21 protein-coding genes are annotated in these 20,344 nt (G+C 45.3%); 7 read left to right on the forward strand and 14 right to left on the reverse strand.

The features are described from left to right. Positions 1-62: 62 nt before the first annotated feature. Positions 63-1,301, reverse strand: a complete 1,239-nt coding sequence (gene ftsY / locus ACED46_RS07745) for a signal recognition particle-docking protein FtsY (protein WP_017063769.1) — start codon at positions 1,299-1,301, stop codon at positions 63-65. Between the two features lie 230 nt (positions 1,302-1,531). Between ftsY and rsmD the strand changes: the two genes are divergently transcribed. Next, positions 1,532-2,134, forward strand: coding sequence for a 16S rRNA (guanine(966)-N(2))-methyltransferase RsmD (gene rsmD, locus ACED46_RS07750; protein WP_017061036.1), 603 nt, complete (start codon positions 1,532-1,534; stop codon positions 2,132-2,134). 10 nt (positions 2,135-2,144) lie between these two features. Further along, on the forward strand, positions 2,145-2,411 hold the full coding sequence (locus tag ACED46_RS07755; protein ID WP_016784000.1) for a DUF1145 domain-containing protein: 267 nt from the start codon (positions 2,145-2,147) through the stop codon (positions 2,409-2,411). Positions 2,412-2,528: 117 nt separating this feature from the next. Here the strand turns inward: ACED46_RS07755 and ACED46_RS07760 are convergent, their stop codons facing one another. From ACED46_RS07760 to ACED46_RS07775, 4 genes are all read right to left on the reverse strand, one after another. After that, positions 2,529-3,113, reverse strand: a complete 585-nt coding sequence (locus ACED46_RS07760; protein ID WP_017061035.1) for a YhgN family NAAT transporter — start codon at positions 3,111-3,113, stop codon at positions 2,529-2,531. 206 nt (positions 3,114-3,319) lie between these two features. Continuing rightward, positions 3,320-3,556 carry a YecH family metal-binding protein gene (locus tag ACED46_RS07765; protein WP_017066763.1) on the reverse strand — a complete coding sequence of 79 codons (237 nt, stop codon included), beginning with the start codon at positions 3,554-3,556 and terminating at the stop codon, positions 3,320-3,322. Positions 3,557-3,646: 90 nt separating this feature from the next. Then, positions 3,647-4,267: a lysoplasmalogenase gene (locus tag ACED46_RS07770; RefSeq protein WP_017061033.1), complete on the reverse strand. Its 621-nt coding sequence runs from the start codon at positions 4,265-4,267 to the stop codon at positions 3,647-3,649. Positions 4,268-5,206: 939 nt separating this feature from the next. Next, positions 5,207-5,581, reverse strand: coding sequence for a hypothetical protein (locus ACED46_RS07775; protein WP_004736595.1), 375 nt, complete (start codon positions 5,579-5,581; stop codon positions 5,207-5,209). A gap of 244 nt (positions 5,582-5,825) precedes the next feature. On the opposite strand from ACED46_RS07775, the gene ACED46_RS07780 reads away from it, so the two are divergent. Then, on the forward strand, positions 5,826-6,155 hold the full coding sequence (locus ACED46_RS07780) for a DUF2500 domain-containing protein (RefSeq protein ID WP_017061032.1): 330 nt from the start codon (positions 5,826-5,828) through the stop codon (positions 6,153-6,155). A 60-nt stretch (positions 6,156-6,215) separates the two neighbouring features. Here the strand turns inward: ACED46_RS07780 and ACED46_RS07785 are convergent, their stop codons facing one another. From ACED46_RS07785 to rhtB, 7 genes are all read right to left on the reverse strand, one after another. Then, positions 6,216-7,229 carry an acyltransferase gene (locus ACED46_RS07785; protein ID WP_017061031.1) on the reverse strand — a complete coding sequence of 338 codons (1,014 nt, stop codon included), beginning with the start codon at positions 7,227-7,229 and terminating at the stop codon, positions 6,216-6,218. A gap of 169 nt (positions 7,230-7,398) precedes the next feature. After that, complete coding sequence (gene arsJ, locus ACED46_RS07790) at positions 7,399-8,619, reverse strand: organoarsenical effux MFS transporter ArsJ (RefSeq protein ID WP_029235838.1); 1,221 nt, start codon at positions 8,617-8,619, stop codon at positions 7,399-7,401. Positions 8,620-8,715: 96 nt separating this feature from the next. Next, a complete protein-coding gene (locus ACED46_RS07795; protein ID WP_371721206.1) occupies positions 8,716-9,207 on the reverse strand; it encodes a cyclin-dependent kinase inhibitor 3 family protein in 492 nt (163 codons plus the stop codon). 21 nt (positions 9,208-9,228) lie between these two features. After that, on the reverse strand, positions 9,229-10,230 hold the full coding sequence (locus tag ACED46_RS07800; RefSeq protein ID WP_017061027.1) for an ArsJ-associated glyceraldehyde-3-phosphate dehydrogenase: 1,002 nt from the start codon (positions 10,228-10,230) through the stop codon (positions 9,229-9,231). 173 nt (positions 10,231-10,403) lie between these two features. Further along, entirely contained in the window at positions 10,404-10,745 is a 342-nt protein-coding gene (locus ACED46_RS07805; protein ID WP_017063763.1) for a metalloregulator ArsR/SmtB family transcription factor, read from the reverse strand. A gap of 99 nt (positions 10,746-10,844) precedes the next feature. Next, positions 10,845-12,065 carry an EAL and HDOD domain-containing protein gene (locus ACED46_RS07810; protein ID WP_371721207.1) on the reverse strand — a complete coding sequence of 407 codons (1,221 nt, stop codon included), beginning with the start codon at positions 12,063-12,065 and terminating at the stop codon, positions 10,845-10,847. A gap of 45 nt (positions 12,066-12,110) precedes the next feature. Continuing rightward, positions 12,111-12,728, reverse strand: coding sequence for a homoserine/homoserine lactone efflux protein (rhtB, locus tag ACED46_RS07815; protein ID WP_371721208.1), 618 nt, complete (start codon positions 12,726-12,728; stop codon positions 12,111-12,113). Positions 12,729-12,809: 81 nt separating this feature from the next. Here rhtB and ACED46_RS07820 point away from each other — a divergent pair, with 81 nt between their 5' ends. Together ACED46_RS07820 and ACED46_RS07825 are read left to right on the forward strand one after the other, a co-directional pair. Continuing rightward, complete coding sequence (locus ACED46_RS07820; protein WP_371721209.1) at positions 12,810-13,790, forward strand: alpha/beta fold hydrolase; 981 nt, start codon at positions 12,810-12,812, stop codon at positions 13,788-13,790. Between the two features lie 182 nt (positions 13,791-13,972). Further along, complete coding sequence (locus tag ACED46_RS07825; RefSeq protein WP_065584269.1) at positions 13,973-14,800, forward strand: Cof-type HAD-IIB family hydrolase; 828 nt, start codon at positions 13,973-13,975, stop codon at positions 14,798-14,800. Between the two features lie 87 nt (positions 14,801-14,887). On the opposite strand, the gene ACED46_RS07830 is transcribed toward ACED46_RS07825, so the two are convergent. Beyond that, positions 14,888-15,355: an EVE domain-containing protein gene (locus ACED46_RS07830; protein WP_017061021.1), complete on the reverse strand. Its 468-nt coding sequence runs from the start codon at positions 15,353-15,355 to the stop codon at positions 14,888-14,890. Positions 15,356-15,394: 39 nt separating this feature from the next. On the opposite strand from ACED46_RS07830, the gene ACED46_RS07835 reads away from it, so the two are divergent. Together ACED46_RS07835 and ACED46_RS07840 are read left to right on the forward strand one after the other, a co-directional pair. Continuing rightward, positions 15,395-16,939 (forward strand): COG3650 family protein, encoded by a 1,545-nt coding sequence (locus ACED46_RS07835; RefSeq protein ID WP_371721210.1) that lies wholly within the window; start codon positions 15,395-15,397, stop codon positions 16,937-16,939. 2 nt (positions 16,940-16,941) lie between these two features. After that, positions 16,942-17,538 carry a tRNA-uridine aminocarboxypropyltransferase gene (locus tag ACED46_RS07840; RefSeq protein ID WP_017061019.1) on the forward strand — a complete coding sequence of 199 codons (597 nt, stop codon included), beginning with the start codon at positions 16,942-16,944 and terminating at the stop codon, positions 17,536-17,538. A gap of 145 nt (positions 17,539-17,683) precedes the next feature. Here ACED46_RS07840 and ACED46_RS07845 read toward each other — a convergent pair whose 3' ends face one another. Continuing rightward, positions 17,684-20,164, reverse strand: coding sequence for an EAL domain-containing protein (locus ACED46_RS07845; protein WP_371721211.1), 2,481 nt, complete (start codon positions 20,162-20,164; stop codon positions 17,684-17,686). Positions 20,165-20,344 lie beyond the last annotated feature (180 nt).

Here is a 20,344-nt window from a genome sequence, read left to right on the forward strand (position 1 = left end):
GATCACTAATATCAAATTTAAAAACGGTAGCAGATTAAGGATAAACCACTTTGCTACTCGCGTTACTCTTCGCGGCTAAATAGTGCTTCAATGAAGTCTTTAGATTCAAATGGACGCAGGTCATCAATACCTTCACCCACACCAATGTAGCGGATTGGAATCTGGAACTGGTCAGCAATTGAGAAAATTACACCACCTTTCGCCGTACCATCTAGCTTAGTCAGTGTAATACCCGTAACTGGAGCCACTTCACTGAACAACTTCGCTTGGCTGATAGCGTTCTGACCTGTACCTGCATCGAGCGTTAGCATGATTTCGTGTGGCGCAGAGTCATCAATTTTCTTCATTACACGAACGATCTTGCGTAGCTCTTCCATCAGGTTGCTCTTGTTCTGCAAACGACCGGCTGTATCAGCAATCACAACATCAACACCACGAGCCTTCGCTGCTTCAATCGCATCGTAGATAACAGACGCACTGTCCGCACCAGTGTGTTGAGCGATAACTGGCACATCGTTACGCTGACCCCAAACCTGAAGCTGTTCAACGGCTGCAGCACGGAAGGTATCACCCGCTGCTAGCATCACTTTCTTGCCTTCATTTTGGAATTGTTTCGCCAGCTTACCGATCGTAGTTGTCTTACCTACACCGTTCACACCCACCATTAAGATAACGTAAGGTGTTTTAGTGGTATCAACAACCAGTGGCTGTTCCACTTGGCTTAAGATGTCTGCCATCTCTTCTTTGAGCAGACCATAAAGCGCTTCACCGTCTTTTAGGTCATTGCGAGATGCTTTTTCTGTCAGGTTTTCAATGATCTTAACCGTGGTATTCATACCCACGTCAGCAATCAGAAGTTGCTCTTCTAGCTCTTCAAACAGGTCTTCATCGATTTGCTTGCCTTTGAACAGACCAAAGAAACCAGCACCGATGTTTGCTTTAGTGCGGCTTAGGCTGCGCTTAAGACGAGCAAAGAAGCTTTCTGTCGGCTTCTCTTGTACTTCTTCAACCTTAGCTTGAGGAACTGCCACTTCTTCCTGTTCTGCTTCTGCTTCTGCTTCTGCTTCTGCTTCTGCTGCGACAGGTTGCTGCTCTTGTTGAGCTTCTTCAAGCGCTTGCTCAGATTCAGTTGGCTTAACTTGTTCAGCTTCAGGCGCGACCTGTTCAGCCTCAACTTGTGATTCAACTTCAGTTTGATCTTCAACGCTTTCTACGTTCGCTTCATTCTGAGTTTTTGGGCTTTGTTCTTCTTCACCAAAACCAAGCCACGATAATAATCCGCGCTTCTTTTTTTCCGTCATCAGAGGAGTTTCCTAGATCTACTAATTAACTGTATTGACTTAATACACGTCGACTCTTTGCTATTGTTATACAATACAAGCTTGTACAAACGAATAGTAAAGAAAAATGACAAAGCAGTGATAAGTTTGCTTTTAGCTTGATACACTTTGTCATTGCAAATTTATTTAATACACGAACCCACTTAAATTGGGCTCGGTATAGTATCACTTTATTAGCGGTCAAAAAATCTATGGTAAGACGTCGCCAGCAAAACACATCACAAAAAAAGCCATCCGGAGGCTTTGTTCGAATTATTAGTGGCTCATGGAGAGGTAGAAAGCTGCCTGTTCATGATTTAGAAGGATTACGCCCAACCATTGACCGAGTAAAAGAAACACTCTTTAACTGGGTGGCTCAAGATATCCCACATTCAACTTGCTTGGATGTATTTGCCGGTTCTGGCGGTCTAGGTTTTGAAGCAGCTTCTCGCCAAGCCAAAATGGTGACACTGCTCGAAATGAATCAAAAGGCGGCTAAACAGCTTTCTGATAACGCGAAAGAGCTCAAGGCAGACAACATTAATGTCGTGAATACTGATGCTATCTCTTTCCTTAAGAAACCAGGCACTCCTTACGATATGGTTTTCCTTGATCCACCATTTCGCAAAGGCTTACTGGCAGAAACAGTACAACTGCTTGAGAGTAACGGTTGGCTTGCAGACAATGCCATCATTTACGTCGAGACAGAGAAAGAACTGAAACTCGAAGCTATGCCAGAGAACTGGGAATTGCATCGCGACAAGACCACCGGACAGTCAAGCTACCGACTGTTCAATCGAATCACTGAAGAATAGGAGTTATTGAATGAAGTTCTTGCTTCCACTAGCAAAAGCAGCCATCGCCTTTGTTTGGTTTATCTTAATCGTAAATATTTTCTACCCGTTTCCGGGTAATGCTGCGATTGCGCTTTATATCATGACCGCATTCTTGTTCTTCATGCACGGCCTGCAGATGCTGATTTTCATCGGCGCATTCGGCGATAAGATCGAGATGTCACGTTGGGAGAAGTGGTCAATATTGATTTTCGGTGTCTTCGCCTTACTCGATATCCGACGCAAACACATGATGTAATCGAGCTTAAGCCCAGATATAAAACGCTTAGCTACAGAAAACATCATGACAGAAACAGTAGAGACAAAAACGCCGCTCATTTAAGCGGCGTTTTTTTATTCAGCAATGATATTGATGTTAGCCCATGTAGCCTTTCACACCATCGAGGAACATTTGCGTCGACAGCATAACCAACAACAAGCCCATCAAGCGTTCGATGGCTTTAAGACCTCTCTCTCCCAGCACTCGCAGGAAGAAGCCATTAAACATCAGAATGAAGAAGGTAGCGCCCCAAGCCAGCATCACAGCCGCTGAAAGCTCTAACATATTGTCAGGGTGCTGTGTCGACAACAGAATCAATGCCGCAATCACTGAAGGGCCAGCAATCATTGGGATCGCCATCGGCACAATAAACGGTTCTTCACCCGCCGCGAGGCCAGTAATACTACCCGCACTTGGGAAAATCATCTTAATCGCGATAATAAACAGAATAATACCGCCAGAGATACTCAAGGTTTCAGGCTGCACGTGCAGGAAGTTCATGATGCTTTGACCCGCAAATAAGAACAGCAGCAAGATAACCAGTGCGAACATCAGCTCACGAATCAGAACAATACGGCGACGCTTCGGGTCAATATGCTTAAGGATAGAGAGCACGATTGGCAAGTTGCCAAGCGGGTCCATGATAAGAAACAGCATGGTTGCTGCAGATAAGATTTCCATAAGTTTGTCTCGAAAAGCGTAAGTGCGCGGAGTATAGCAGCCTCAACATTGATTTTCGAACGCAGTGATAAGCGGGTTAACTGATGCTTTTAAAAGGGGATGTTATAAGAAGGCAAGTTAGCGAAAGCAGATTGAAAGGTAATGAAAAGAGTGGAGCCGAAACATGCACCCACTCTTTATTCACGAATAAAACAAGCCACTAAGAATTAGTGATTACACACACGTTCGCGGTTAGTGCAAAGCTTATCATCGACAACGACAACCTTTTCCATCTTCAAGAAAAACTTCAACAGGCTATCTAAATCCAGACCATTGAGCTTACAAGTATGGAAGCGAGCTTCTTCGCCATAGGTTTGAGCAAGCGCTAATGTTAGCTCTTCGCGAGTCAGTGGCTTTTCACTAAGCAGGTTTAAAACGTTGTGTGCGTGAATTTCAGTCGTCATAACTCAATCTCATGTTTAATGAATTACACGTAGAGTACCGAGTTTTAGCAACGCCGTTTTGATGTAGCTCAGGCTTGAGAGAGCTCTACCCTAAATAGTAATCGATGCGACGATGAATGCGTGTGCGAGAAAGTAACTGCCCGTTACCCAAAAGTAAGCGCCCTTGATTGGGCTGCGGTAACTGTTTAGCGCATAAGCTAAGGCCGAAAGGAGCAGCACGCTACAGCCAGCAAAACCGACCGCGTGTGATAACTGAGGATCCAGCAGCCAAACCTCACCAGAAGCCCATGCTAACTGAATAAGCACAATGCCCATGATGACCACGGGAAAAACGAGTTTGTCTAAGCGTGGCAGCAGTAAAAAGAAAGCAACAACGCAAGCTGCCAATAACAGCGCGAACAACCACCAAACCATTTCACCTGATAGCTGTAACCAAAAAGCTTTGCTGTAACAGAGTTGAGCCAATAAGAAGCAGACAAAATGCAGAGGGCGTTTTTGAGTGAGAGTATGAAGCACATCTGCGATCGCAGAGATAGCCAACCCCGCAACTATCCAATAGGTAAAGTCAGCCACAACCGACTGAGTTAAAGCAATTGTCGCTAATAATACAAAGGTAAATACCTTATACGATAAGGCCTGACCGATATGTCCATGTTTCGTTCCTGCTATTGCTCCGATACCAGATAAGGAAACCGCTAACCAACTCCACATACCACTTGCCCTATTGCTTTAAATCGTCGCCAGTCTAGGCACACGAGTGTTGATGTAAAGCCTCAGCGCCTCAAAATTGGATCTTGATTACGCTTCCACTAAAAAGAGTCTCTTTAGATTGAAGTCGTAACAATTACCACCATGACAATGGCCATTCGTTTAAAACTAGAACGAATCATCATAAAAACCATTCAAAATGGCATTAGAGTCGCCATACTTGAGTTTTGGCCAATTCTAACCTATCGACTTCACCAAAATCGGCCTAATTCCGTCAAATACCACACTTGAAAAATTAAAATAACTACCTTTAAATCAAACAATAACAATAACAATAACAATAACTTAAACAAACAAACTCAAGATTAATAGGAAAATAAAAACGCCAACCAAGCCTAGACTTGTAAAGTAGCCAGTTTTCTTTTTTAACGCCCAGTTTTGTCAGGTTATTTCAAGCCTCCGGTAAAAATCGCCACAAAAACCAAGCCGAAAACTTAAAAAACCAACCAAAACCAACCTAGCCACCACCAACCTCTATTAATACAGTTTAACAACCTTTAACAATATAAATTACACAAAACAACCATTACAAAACAACAAGTTAAATCAAATTAGAACAAACATAAATCACAACGAACAAATTAAGAACACACCATAAAACACAGTTAAACACTGCCAAACAAGCCAAAAACTCATAGTTTTCTACTACTTTTAAAGCTTTCGAAAGTAATTCTTGATCTAAGGCCATAAGTAGTGCTATTCTTTAAAACATAGCGAGAGACAACCAAATTTAGGAGTAGTGTTATGATTTCATCTTCGCAAAGACAAGGACTTGTAATGATCGCGGTAGTTGTAGGTCTAATGACACTACCGATGATGTACTAAGCAAGTTACAGATAAAAAAAGGGACGCCATGAGCGTCCCTTTTTTTGTTCAATTTTTTCACTTCGAAAACAGATGCAGTGTTAGCACATCCCAGTTCGCATAATAGAAACCTGCGGCAGCTAAAGTCATTGCCATCATCAGTAAGATCGCAACTCGCCAGATAAAACGACCACTACGTGGAGTCAGCTCCTTCTCACAGTCGTTACACATCATGATGAACTTATGTTGGTCTTCCAACTTAGCCTCATGTTCATTGACTACCTTATTACGACACGTTGCGATATAGCGCAGCTTGCTCACCATATCGTGCGGTAGCCTTTCTTCACAGCTTGTTACAAGCTCATGCAATCCTTCGCCTTCGGCATGATATTGAAGCCTCAATAATTTCTCTATATTGCGAGTTCTTGTCACCACTTTTTCAATATCGGTCATCTTAGCCCTCCCACTCCACACTATAATTCTAGTCGAGCATTTCCCTATTCTTATACAAAATCACTGTTATTTACGAGAGAAAGAGACAATAAATAACAATGCTTTATCCCAAACTGACCATTAAATGTGATGTCTGCCGAAAAATAATCAGCTTGGCTTACAACAGTTCACGAATAACGGCTTTAAACACATATCCCTATTGCCTGAAAGACTAGAATAACCATCACGACTACATGGAGGTTATATGCCTAATTCACTCTTTTTTGCCATCTTTGCTCTCGCTGCTCTAGCGGCTTGGGTATTTATTGGTTTCTATCGAAAACACTCGCAAGGTGAAAATGCGCCAGAGAAGAAAGTGAATGTCACGGTGTTAGACAAACAATCGATCGACCTTCCTGACGCAGAACCGGGCCAAGAAGATCAAGAGTACTGGATTTATGTTCAACGCGGAGTAGTTGGTCCGAAACGTGAATTCCAAGTCGGCATCCACTATTTCCACGCCCTTAACCCTGGCGACAAAGGAACCTTAACCTACCAAGGCGATAAGTTCTTACACTTTGCGTTGAAGCGCTAAACGTCAGCCGCTTCAACTGTCGTCCCTAAGCAATCCATCAGAAAGCCTTAGCAATCACCGCTAAGGCAATAACCAACGCGTTTTCTCTGACTTAGACACCAACCAGCTCATCCATAATGCGCCAGCTCCGCTGATCACAATCCATAATGGAATAACCCATGCCGGATGTCCTTGGTACCAACCAAACTCTTTCATCGGCCACAAGAAAATCGGGTGCAGCAGGTAAATACCTAAGCTGTGCTTACTGATAAAGCCAACCACTTGGTTACTCTTCTCAGACAGGCCTTCACCATAGTAACGGCATACCATGAACACCATGCTCGCGGCTAATACGGTATTCAACGTTTTGTAAGATAGCCAGCGCCCTACCGTGTACTCTTCTGCTACCAAGCTTGCATCAACCACCATGTAAACCGTGGTTAGTAACGCTAGCCCACCCAGTAACACACTCACGCCAACGGTCATCTTGTTAAGTGGCACAATCTTATAGAGCAAGTAACCCAATGGTAAGTAACCGGTGTACAACCACAATTCGTGACTCCAAGGGCCATCGATTTTCAGTAAGAACAGCAATGTTGTGAACAACCATACCGCCGTAAAGGCATAGACCGATCTATCACCGTACTTTCTAACCATGATCTGCAAGAACGGAATCACAAAATAGAGTGGGATGAAGTAATAGAAGAAACCAAGGTGGTAATAGGTGTAATGATGGTAGCTATTAAGCAACACGTCCCAACTGACGTCGGCATCAAAGCCCATTGCCGACCAGCCCGACAGATAGGTATAGAAAAGCGACCAGACAATGAAAGGTATCAGTACCTTGCCCAAACGACGCTTGAGGTAGTATTTGGCGTCAAACGGGCGCTGATCACTGAGCATCAGTGCGCCAGTAATCAAAATGAACACAGGTACTGCCCAGCGGCTGAAACCGTTTACCGTAATGGCAGTAAGCCATTCACCGAAAGGAATAGTGCCCAACTCATTGCGATAAGGCGCCAAAACATGAATCGCGATAACCGCTACGGCCGCGACACATCGTGCTAAATCAAAAAAGAGAATTCGCTGCTTCATGTAAATGCCTGATTAATATTCAATCATTCTACTATAGCAATAAAAAAGCTGACCGGAATAAATACCAAGTCAGCTTAGTGTTAAAGGAGATACTTATCGCGAATTTAGCTCATACGACTCTAGCTTCTGCGACTTGAGCTCTCACAAATGAGGCTCATGTGGCTGAAGCTTATGCCGCTGAAATTTGCGGCACTTTCGGTAAACGCAGAGAGATCACCGTCGTTATCGCCAAGAATGCGAAGGAAACCCACAGACACGCAGACAAACCTGCCATTTGAAATACCAAGCCCGACAATATCGTGCCAATCAAACGGCCCATCGCGTTTGCCATGTAGTAGAAACCGACATCAAGAGAAACGCCATCGCCTTTCGCATAACTCACAATCAAATATGAGTGAAGTGATGAGTTCACCGCAAAGATGACACCAAACACCATCAAGCCACCGATAATAACTAACTCGGGTTGCCAGCCAATCTGTACCGCATAAGCGATAGCAGCGGTCACTATAGCCAGCGCACCAGCCCATAACAGCGCGGCATGGCCATCTGGCACCTTACCTTGAGCTTTACCAGTAATCTTCGGCGCTATGCCCTGTACAAAGCCATAAGCGATAGTCCAAGCAGCTAAGAAACCGCCAACCCATGAGTGATCCCAACCAAACACACTGCCTAGGTAAATCGGCAAAGCAATCACAAACCACACATCACGAGCGCCAAACAGGAACATACGTGCTGCGGATAGGATGTTGATGGATTCAGACTTAGAGAAGATCTGTTTGAACTTAGGCTTGGTTTTCGCTTTGCCCATGTCCGCTTCTAAGCTCAACACACTGCCAACGAAGACCAATGCCAACACGGCTGCCATCGCGAGCACGGCGTATTGGAAGCCAATCGTTGAAAGCAGTAAACCACCAATAAAGAAGCCTGCCCCTTTAAGCGCATTCTTAGATCCGGTCAGAATCGCAATCCACTTATAAAGCGCGCCTTGTTGTTCATCAGGAACCAGAGTCTTAATTGAGCTCTTGGCACTCATCTTATTGAGGTCTTTAGCGATACCAGACAAGGCTTGCGCCGCCATGACCCAAGGAATGGTCAGCATTGCCGTTGGCACCGCGAGCATACCCAAGGCGACGACTTGCATGCCTAACCCAATGTTCATGGTCTTATTGAGGCCAAGACGCGCCCCTAACCAGCCACCGATTAGGTTAGTCACCACACCAAAGAATTCATAGAAAAGGAACAGTGAGGCGATTTCTAACGAACTGTAGCCAAGGTCGTAAAAATACAGAACCACCAACATGCGAAGTGCACCATCAGTAATGGTGAAGTTCCAGTAGTTAAAAGTCACCAACATGTATTGGCGAACGCTCTTACTTAGATTTGAAAACATAACGCTATCTCTGCAATCTAAACAAAAAGAGCTTTTGGATCATGATAAGTTCAACACTCCAGATACCAAAAGCTCCCTGTCTAACACTGATGACTATTAGCTATTCGCTACGCCATTAATGTATTCAACCTGGATAGGTTTAGTGAAGGCACCTGGACGCAGTGCCTGCACCTCTTGAACTACCTTGCTCAAATCCCAGCCTTTTTCTAACAGTAGGTGAGCTGCGAACAAACCAGTGCGACCAGAGCCGCCCATACAATGCATTGCAACCTTGCCGCCGTTATCGACGATGTTATGTAGCTCAGGGCTAGCTGCTTGCCACTTCGCAGCAAAACCAGCACCCGGTGCACAGTCGTCTTCAATTTCGATCTGGAACCATTGCATACCTAACGCACGTGTTTTTTCACCAAGTGCCGCCACGTCTTTGCTTGCAAGCTCATGGTCATCAAGTGCTGTCACGATAGCTTCAACGCCTTGCTCTTTTAGCTGAGCCAGTGATGCATCAAGCGTTGCTTCTTTTGTGCCTGGGCACGGAGTAAGCACTAGCGCACCTTGCTCTAGGTCTAGTTGCCATGTTAGATGTATCATTATATCTTCTCCAGATTCTTATTAAGCAAGGCCAACGGTACGAACAAGCTCAGCGGTACGTGTTGCGTAACCCATCTCATTGTCGTACCAAGCGTAGATCTTAACCATGCGCTTACCGACCAACATCGTTGATAGTGCATCCACGATTGTTGAGCGTTGGTCGCCTTTGTAATCGATAGAAACCAGTGGACGCTCTTCAAAGCCAAGAATACCTTTTAGTTCATTCTGAGACGCTTCTTTCAGCATCGCGTTAACTTCTTCTGCCGTGGTGTCTTGCTTCACTTCGAAGATGATGTCTGTCAGAGAAGCGTTCGCTAGCGGTACACGAACTGCGTGGCCGTTGATGCGGTTTTCTAGCTCAGGGAAGATCTCAACAATCGCTTTGGCGCTGCCCGTCGTTGTTGGGATAAGACTCATGCCACATGCACGTGCGCGGCGTAAGTCTTTGTGCGGCGCATCAAGAATAGTTTGCGTGTTAGTTAAATCGTGAATAGTGGTGAAGGCTGCGTTCTCGATACCAAGCTTCTCGTTGATCACCTTAACCACTGGCGCGATACAGTTCGTTGTACAAGACGCTGCCGTTACGATTTTGTGTACCGCAGGGTCGAAGATATTGTCATTCACACCAACAACGATGTTTGCGATGCCTTCTTCTTTCACTGGCGCCGATACCACAACACGTTTCACGCCCTGCTCTAGGTATTTGTTTAGGAAAGAGGTCTTACGGTGAACACCTGTCGCTTCGATAACCACATCACAACCAGACCAGTCGATCGCATCGATGTCGCGCTCTTGTGTGGTCTTGATGCGCTGGCCATTAATGATCATCTCATCGCCTTCTGCAGTTACTTCGTGGTGAAAGCGACCTTGAACTGAATCAAATTCTAGAAGGTGGGCCAGTGTTGTTGTGTCGCCAGCAACATCGTTAATTTGAACAAATTCTAGCTCATCCCAATCGAATGCTGCGCGAAGTGCTAGACGGCCGATACGACCAAAACCATTAATACCTACTTTGACTGTCATTTTCTGTTCTCTCAGTTAATTGCCTTCATATTTGAAGCCGCAGCGTTGTTGACTACGTTCACTTACCGGAGCGCCGGCCGCCCTAATTACATAGAGCCACTATGCTCATAGGGATAAGTTCACTTGTCGCCTAGCTGCAACTACAACTATTTCGGCATTAAGTTTTAATGTATTTAAACGCAACATACTGGGCGTGAGTTCATCGACTCTAAGCGCTCAATATCTTGCTGGTATTCAGTTTTCAAACAGTTCGATGCAATAAGGTCGTCAATTAACTTTAGCATCCAACCTGGTAAATCTTGTGACAGGCGGTAAAACACCCACTGCCCCTGGCGAACATCAATCAAAACACCGTTTGAACGCAGCTGCGCAAGATGGCGTGAAACCTTTGGCTGACTTTCTTGCAATGCCTGAGTCAACTCACCAACCGATAAGCACTCATTGCGAACTATCAACATTAAGCAACGCACTCGCGTTTCATCGGACAGTAATTTAAAAAATTGGTGAGGAAGCATAAAAACATACTCATATGTGGATATGCACATATCTTAGATATAAAAAAACGCACGTCAAGGCGTGCGTTTCAATTGTCATAAAAGTTTAACGAAGAAATATCAGAGCTTGTTGGTCACGGTATGGCTCCAACGGCGCGCTTCAGTAAGCTCCGTTTTAACCTGATCCACGCTTAATCCTAAATCGGCGCAGTGCTCATCAATCTGTTGCCAATCGGCATGCTCAAAGCTCTCTTCAAGTGCGAGCAAGGTACCATATGGCCCTTCTCTACGTAATAGAGCAACCTTGATACTTTTACACAGCGGCAACTGCTCGACTAAGTTATCTAACGACAAGTCCAACAGAGCATCCAACAAGGAGAATAAGCCAATCATAAAGGCCTGTTCTCTATACCCTTCAAATGCCTGATAGCGAGACATACGCTGACAAAACTGAGCACGCTGTAGAGACAATCCATACAGCTCTTTAGGCTTTTTATCGGACACATAAGAGGCGACGGCTAACGAGACAAACATTTTCAGTTTCTCTTGACCTAGATATACCAAAGCCTGACGAAAAGAAGAGATGGTAACTTCAAGGCGCGGCGACATAGTATTCACAAAACGCAGCAGCTTATATGAGAGCGCCACATCTTTCGCGACAATGCTCTCCACCCGTTGAAAGTCCACATCGGGCTTACACACTTCTTGAAACAGCTCCATAGCAATCACTTGCTCAGGGCTAATGTATTTACTCTTGATGATTTCCGGTTTATTGAAAAAGTAACCTTGGAAAAACTTAAAGCCAGCCTCTTTGGCTTGCTGGAATTCTTGTTCGGTCTCAACGCGCTCCGCCAAAAAGCTAAACTTTTTCCCTTGATGCGCCCTAACCAAATCACACGCTTCATCCAAACCCATCTGCATAATATCGAGCTTTACGATATGCGTGTATTTAAGGAAACGTTCCCATTCTGGGGTCGAAGTAAAATCATCTAGGGCAATCATGTAACCCGCTTGGTAAAGGTCTTTAACCGCTTCCAACAATTCATCTGTTGGTTTACAGGTTTCCTGAATCTCTACCACCACCTTATCTTTCGGCAAACTTAAGGGCAGTCGACGAATCAAACTTTGATAAGGGAAGTTGATAAAGCAGCGTGAAGATGGAATAGAAGGGTTAAGACCAACAGACAAGAAGTTCTCAACAATCAGACGATACGTTGCTCGATTAGACTCAATATGCGCTGGGTACGCATTCTTTTCTCCATCGCGAAATAACAACTCATAGCCGAGTGTATTCCTCTTGCGATTTAAGATAGGTTGTCGAGCAACGTATGTAGCGGTCATTTCTTGATAACTCTGATTGGTTTAACTATAACTCAGTCGCTTAATCTAAGCTTTCGCGGCAGCTAGCAAAGCACCGCAGCCCATGAACATACCACCAAATATTTTATTTATCTTACCCATTATGCGATCAGAGCGAATAAAACGTCCCATTTGTGACGCTAATGAGGTGTAACCCAACATAACAACGCTATCAATGAATACTGTCGTCACACCTAGCACTAATAACTGAGGTGCTTGAGGTTGTGTAGGGTCAATAAACTGAGGAAACAAAGCCACCAAAAACACGATTGATTTCGGGTTAGTTAGGTTGATAAGCACAGCGTTTCTCAGCAGTTTGCCACTCGACAGAGTAGAGCTTTCTTCAGATGCTACTAGGCTCGAGCTATCACGCCACTTTTGAATACCTAACCAAAGTAAGTACACCACGCCGACCCACTTAATGATGGTGAACGCCAACGCAGATTGAGCCACCAGAGCACCAATACCAGCACCCACCAGCATGATGTGGAATGCAAGACCGAGCTGTAAGCCGGCGATCGACGCAAGTGACTTCTTGGTGCCATAACTTAGCCCATTGCTGATTGAGTTAACGGTACCTGAGCCCGGAGCCAAACTAAACAATATCGCCGTGACGACATAAGCAAGCCAAACATGAGTATCCATTTGCATTTCCTTACTAGTTCTTTAATCTAACAACATTAGTAGCAATAAAGCTCTCACATGCATCAGTTCAGGTAATTTCCCATGGAAAACCACAGTGCCGCCCCATTTTCGTACACGCAAGAACCTCAGTTCGAGCAAGCGATTAAACACCCGATCAACGCTCTTTGGCAACAAAGAAAAGAGGGGTATTTAACATCGTCTGGTAAAAAGAAACTGTACTGGTGCAGCCTCACCTCAGAAAAGCACAGCAAAGCTATTGTGATTTCAAATGGCCGTATCGAATGCTGCCAAAAATACCAAGAAATCTTTTATGATTTTTATCAACAAGGCTATGACGTTTATTCATTTGACCACCGAGGTCAAGGCCAGTCTGAACGTATGGTAACAGACTCTGACATTGGTCACATTCATGAGTTTGATGATTATGCATCTGACATGTCTGACGTCATTGCCAGTTTTGATCTCAGTAAGTATTCCAATCGCTACCTGCTCGCACACTCAATGGGCAGCACCATAGCCACTCGCTACCTACAAACCCATCCAGACCACCCGTTTGATAAGGTGACTCTGTGCGCTCCGATGTTTGGTATCAATACCGAGTGGTACCTGAAACCTATCGCGATGATCGTTGGACAAGTGCTTACCGCTTTTTATGCCAAGCCAACTTACGCGCCGGGCCAGCAAGCATATTATTCGAAGCCTTTTGAAAACAACTTACTGAGCCACAGTAAGGTTCGCTATCAGTGGTTCCGTCGCTTATATGACGAGTCTCCATCTTTGCAGGTGGGTGGACCAAGCACGCGTTGGGTGTGGCAAGGGTTAATGGCCGCCAAGCAAGCAATTCAACAAACTCGTCAAATCAAGATCCCTCTGCTATTGATTCAAGCTGGGGATGAAAAGATTGTCAGTAACAGTGCTCAAGTAAAGTTCATCTCTAAGCTGAAGAAAACCAACTCTGATTGTCAGTTTAAGTTGATTGAGGGTTCTAGGCATGAGGTGTTGTTTGAGCAGGATGAATATCGCAATCAAACACTGGATGCGATCAATCAGTTTTTCGCCTAGAGCTAATAGGCTAAGCAACCTACCAAGAAAATAAGCGCTAAAGAGGAAGAGAAGTAAGTGAGCTTTGCCCTCTTTTCTTGCATGAATTTGGCATACAATTTCTACCTAGATATATTGTAGTTAAAACGATTCTAGCGCTGGCTAGCGTCAATATTGGTTAAGCATTTTGCAATGAGGGTTAAATGAGTATTTCTGCACTAAAAGATTCCGTGAAAATTGTTGCTTCTGATTTAGATGGTACGCTTTTGGCTCCCAACCATCAGCTAAGCGACTTTACCAAGCTAACGCTTAAGAAATTACACGACCAAGGTTATACCTTCATCTTCGCAACGGGTCGCCATCACGTCGATGTAGCTGGGATTCGTCAAATCGCAGGGATTCCGGCGTACATGATCACTTCAAACGGTGCACGCGTGCATGACCAAAACGATCAACTGATGTATAGCCAGAACGTACCTCAGGAACTCGTTCAGCCAGTTATTGATATTGTGCGCCAAGATCCAAACCTCTTTATTCACATGTACCAGAATGAAGATTGGTTACTAGACCGTGAAGATGAAATGTTGGCTAAATTCCACAGTGAGTCTGGCTTTAGCTACAAGCGCTTTGAAGCTGAAAACGCACCAAGCGAAGGCATCGCGAAAGTCTTCTTCACACATCCAGAACAAGACCACGAATATCTCGTCACGTTTGAACAAAAGCTAAGAGATGCTTTTGGCGACAAACTGAACATCGCCTTCTCTACACCTTGGTGTCTGGAAGTGATGGCAGCTGAAGTCTCTAAAGGCCACGCTCTAGACGCTGTTGCAAAATCACTAAACCTGACTCTGGATAACTGTGTTGCCTTTGGTGATGGCATGAACGACGCTGAAATGCTGGCTATGGCGGGTAAAGGTCTAATCATGGGTACATCACATGAGAAAGTGATGAAAGCACTACCTGACAATGAAGTGATTGGCAGTAACGCAGACGATGCCGTTGCTCACTACCTAGAAAAGCATCTGCTCTAATCTCGCTCGTTGAACAGATCTGAATAAATAAAAAGGCAGCCAACTGGCTGCCTTTTTTGAACCTTACGTAAAAAGCTCTCTCTAACGCTATCGAGAACCTAACACTTCTTTGCTTAAGATTGCCTGCCACTCTTGTTCGGTAACCGGCATGATCGATAAGCGATTACCGCGTTTCACCAAGGGCATTTCGGAGAGTTCAGGCATGGCTTTAAGCGTAACCAAAGGAATCAAGCGCTCAGTCACTCGCACAAACTCGACATCCACCATGATCCAGCGTGGGTTATCGGGTGAAGACTTAGGATCGTAGTAATCACTCTCAGGGTCGAACTGAAAGTGGTCTGGGTAGGCTTCTCTGGTTACTTTAGCGATCCCCGCTACGCCAACTTTTTTACATGATGAGTGGTATATCATCACCAGATCGCCAAGCTTGACGTCATCACGCATCATGTTTCGAGCCTGATAGTTGCGTACACCCTCCCAACAAGAGGTTTTTTGTACTCTAAGAGTCTGAATAGAGAAGGTGTCGGGTTCTGTTTTAAATAACCAATATGCCATAATAAATCCAATTAACGGTTGCTCCGAGGAAGATATAACATGAAGGTAATGAAAAACCCAGTGACATGGCTAGTCGCGTTCGCTCTACAAGGCTGCGTTACGGCACCTGATACGCCGCAACAGCCGGAACTGCCCCCAGCAACCTTGGATGATCCACTGAGCATTCAACCGCAAACCTTCATCATGCGTGGTCAGGTGGTGGTTGGTCACGAAAGTCGAACCTTCACTCCTTGCGGCAGCCAACAACAATACTGGTTAGACTTATCTCCAGAGTTAGCGCTAGAAGCACAAGGGCTCTCAACGAGACCTTACCAAGCCTTATATGGCGAGCTGATTGGCCACCTAACTGTACCAAGCCAAACGGGTTATAACGCAGATTTCACAGCGCGTTTCGTGGTTGACCAAGTGAACATCCTAACCGCAGAGAACCCTGAGCGCTGCGACCAACCACTGCGTTCAACACGAGTATTCGGTAATGAACCCTTCTGGTCAGCAACCTTCGATAAAGACCAGCTGAAATATACTAAGATGGGCGAACAGCCACAAACCCTCGATATTGAATCAAGCCGCACCACACCAAGCAGTCGTGATTACCAATTAGAAGGTAAAGCAGCGCAAGGCAAACTCAACCTTACAAAAGAGAGCTGTAGCGACGGCATGAGCGATTCTATCTATGGGTGGCATGCCAAGCTTAATCTCAATGACAGTAACTATAATGGCTGTGCAACGGTCTCTAACCAAGATCCAACGCTGGATTGGAGCGGACTCTACTTCGCTAGCTCAACGCAAAACTCAGGGTTCTCTATCAACCTTGAACTCAACAATGACCACAGTGCTATCACGACTTATTCATACAGCAATGGAGACCCTTCTATTGTTGAACAAGGCTTCTGGCAGCAACTGAACCAAAATCAGGTACAAGTGGTTATGACTCGCCACCAGCAACAATATTTGATCTCCGAGCGCATCTTCACACTCGATAATGGCAAGCTAATCGCTGAAAAAGAGAAAGTGGGCAACGTGGTGTATCCGATTGCCAATGGCGGTCTGGTGCTATTCGAAGCTAAGAGTGCGCAAGCACAAGTAAACACCACCACTAACGTTGATCTAACCGCAAAGCAGGTGAACTCCAGCGATCAACTTGATCCAAAAGTCGACCAAGCGATCCGCGAATACTTTAAGATCAACAACAGCTCACCTGACGACACTAAATACCGCTGGTTAACCTACGACCTCAACGGCGACGGTAAAGAAGAGCTGTTCGCCCAACTCGATTGGTGTGGTTCTGGTGGCTGTACACTGCTAATTTTCGAAAACCATCAAGATAACTGGCGCTTCAATAGCCGAGTGACACTGGTTAAGGGCGACATACGCTTAGGTAAATCGCAAAACCACGGCTGGCAGGATCTGATCTTCAATGTCAGTGGCGGCGGTGCAACACCGGCGAAACACACACTTTCATACTCTGGTGTCAGCTACCCGCTAAACCCAAGTGTCGCTCCAGTTGCAGATGATGCTGATATCAGCGACGTGGTTTTGTTTGCTGATGGTATCTCACCCGCACAAAGTGGAGTTAAGTTGTAAACATGAGTAACCAACAAGCTTGCCATGGTTGTAGCTTCACTCACCAATGTATTTGTCACCTGATACCTAGTGTCGCAAGCCAAATCGATCTTGTACTGCTCACTCATGAGAATGAACTGTCACGCGATACCAATACAGGGAAGCTGCTTCAGCAATCCCTTGATCAGTGTCAGTCCATTGTATGGCAAAGGAAAACACCACCAGCGGAGCTCATCGCACTGCTTGACGATGAAACACGACAACCGTTTCTTTTATTCCCAAGTGATCAAAGTGTCGAGTGCCAGCAAGCTGTAATGACCCAAGCCCAGAGCCGTAAGCCGCTATTCATCATCTTGGATGGCACATGGCAAGAAGCGAAGAAGATGCTTAACAAGAGCTCGTGGTTACAAGCCGTTCCGCAAGTTCACCTCGATATTACCAGCGAATCTTCATACACCTTGCGCCGCAACCAAGACAGTGGCCACTTGTGTACTTGTGAAGTGGGTATTGAGTTACTCAAATCTTTAGGTGAAAGTGAATCTGCCAAGCTCATTGATGACTACTACCAGCATTATCTAAAAGTGTTCCACGCCGACAAGTGTGGCCACGCCCTCAAATAGACCAAGCAGGCGCGCGGGAAGGTAAAAACACATTTCGGGACGAGACAGACACTAAAAACAAAAAGGGTGAGCCATAAGCTCACCCTTTTTACATCGTATTTTCGTTATTGAGCCAACCAGTGTTTCACGTGAAACGCTCGCTCCATCAAAACAAACGCTGAGGTTGACCAAAGTAATACCCTTGCAAGTAATCGACCCCCATGTCTTCAGCAATACGGCACACCTGCTCATTATGAACGAACTCCGCCACCGTCTTAGCATTCAGAATCTGGCATAAGCTCACCAACTGCTGAGCGATCTTGCGCTGCTTTTTATCTTTATCAATATTGCGAATCAAACTGCCATCAAGCTTGATCACCTGTGGTTCTAGCTTCAATATCTCATCAATGTTCGAATAGCCCGAACCAAAGTCATCAACAATAATATTCACACCAAGATCGCGGAAGTGATTACACACCTCAATCAAGCGACCGTAATCCTGAATTTGTTCCGTTTCTAACACCTCCAAGCCAATACGCTGTGGGTGACTGATTTTCTTGATCGCTTGTTCAAGGTGAAGAATGGTTTTCTCATTGCTGAAATCTTGTGGCGCTAAATTAATTGAGAACGAATCGGTTCGCTGACTCATAAAATCGAAGGTGCGCGTTATCATCTGACGACTGAGGCGTGTATAGAGATGGGTTCCTTCAATGATTGGCAAGAACTTACCCGGTGCAATTAACTGACCGTCCTCTTCAATTCGAACCAAACACTCGTAGCTCTCTACCTGATGACTGTGTGCTGAAACTATGGGCTGAGAGCACGCCACAATATTCTGATTAAGCACCGCGCGACTCACGCACGACAGCCAACCAAGTTGCTCTTGGCGATGCTTCTCCAATTGAATGAGTGCCTTGGCGCTCACTAGGTGCTTGTTCTGGCTGACAGCGCTGCGCCTCGCATCAATCGCCTTCAACAATAAGTCATCAATAGAGGTAGTCGGGAAATCTCGACGGCTGGCGATACCCGCACAGATAGACACCGACAAGTAATCAATATCGGGTAAACCGGTAGGCTCAAAATTCACATGCTCGGTTTGATCGGCAAATTCCGAGAATCGCTGATGAATATGTTCTTGGCTCACCCAACTATCAAACACCACCGCCCACTCACCAATACCGATACTGTAGAGCTGACAGCCCTCATCAAAGAACTGCCACAGCGCCTTTTGAAAGTACTCACTCAAATCATGCAGAAGCTTGTCACCTACTCGATAACCATACTTCTCATTGATCTGACCAAAGGTCGTGACCTTCAAAGCTAGTAAGTGGCTATCACTGCTCATCTTCGACAGTTTCTCACGCAGCACACTTCGATTGGGTAAACCTGTACGGTGATCAATTCGATAGCTTGCCGTCAATGCAGTGGCTTGCTGCTGAATCTTACTCGCCATGCTGTTGTTCATGTCATCGACATCAAGCAGTGCATTTCGGATCAATGAAAACAGAGGGGATATGTTGGTCGCGGGTTGCGTCTCTAATGGCAATACCGCCTTACCCTCGCCTTCTCTAAGCGCAAGATAAGTGAGGCTATGGTGCAAGATTCGCTGTTGGCCATTCTCTTGATAAAGTTCTCCCATGCAGTAAACGCCATAGCTGTCGGCCAATTTTTGGAAAACCTCAACCTCTTGGTTGCCATCAATAAAGTCGATACGAGATGTACAGTTATAAATGAAGAACTGTTCTGGCCTATGAGAGGCGATCTGCTGCACGCCCAGTCGTATCTGCTCTAAGGTCAGTGATGGATGGTCATAACAAAACCGGACCTCATCGCCCACTTGGAACAGGCCGCTGAATTCTATCTCTCCACTTTCCGTTACCTTGAGCGGTAAGTGAATGTTTTGCTCTTTCGGGTCACCGACCATCAAGGGAAAGTTATGCAGTTGCTCAAAAGGCACTTCGAGGCCATCAGCGAGGTAACGATTGTAGAGTTCGCGAACAGGCATCCCATCCAGTTCCAACAACCGGTTCTCTTGAGCACCTGTCACTCGAAAAGTTCGACCAATCGGATTCCATTCAGTGTAGTAACCCTTAGCGATGGAGAGCTCAACACTGTGCAGCGCCAACATCACATAGGCATTTTCATAGCAAATGCCGTCTAACATCACCCATCGCCCATTATCTGTGATGGTCGATGCACCGCCACAGATCGGTAATGAATACATCGACTGCTCAAACGCTGAAAATAGATCTCGGTTATTTATCTGCAAGCGGTCTGCGAAACAGATGATGCTTTGAGTATTATCATTGCACTCAAGCTGTTGCCACATAGCGTGGCTATCGAGCAATGGTTGTTCGCTATATTCGACAACACCACAAGAGTAAGACGTCGCGTCAAAGCGGGTAACAATCAGATAAAGACCTTGGTGCAGGATGACACCTTGACTAATGTAGTGGTTAGCACTGCAACCAATCAATTTGGCATTGGGAAAAGTCGATTGAATCACTTGGCAGGCAGCCAAAACAGAACCTTTCTCGAAAGACGAAAACACCTGAATCAGTAGGCTTTCATGTTGATGAAAATCTATCTTTTCCAATTCACGTTGGGTTTGCTCAATGTCTTGTATCAGGAGAGAAGTCGACTGCATATTCACATTAATCGTTACGTTAATGATTTATTATTGTGCTTATTATAGATAAGGCTTGCACGGAATACTTGCGATCGCGTTATGAATAATGTGACCTTAGTTAGACATCATTCATTCCGCCAAAAAGCAGTCATTAATGGCGGCGCAGTACTTTTATAGCCAGTCGTTACACAATGCGGG

Origin of the sequence: Vibrio sp. 1S139, assembly GCF_041439475.1 — a bacterium.
Taxonomy (GTDB): domain Bacteria; phylum Pseudomonadota; class Gammaproteobacteria; order Enterobacterales; family Vibrionaceae; genus Vibrio; species Vibrio crassostreae_C.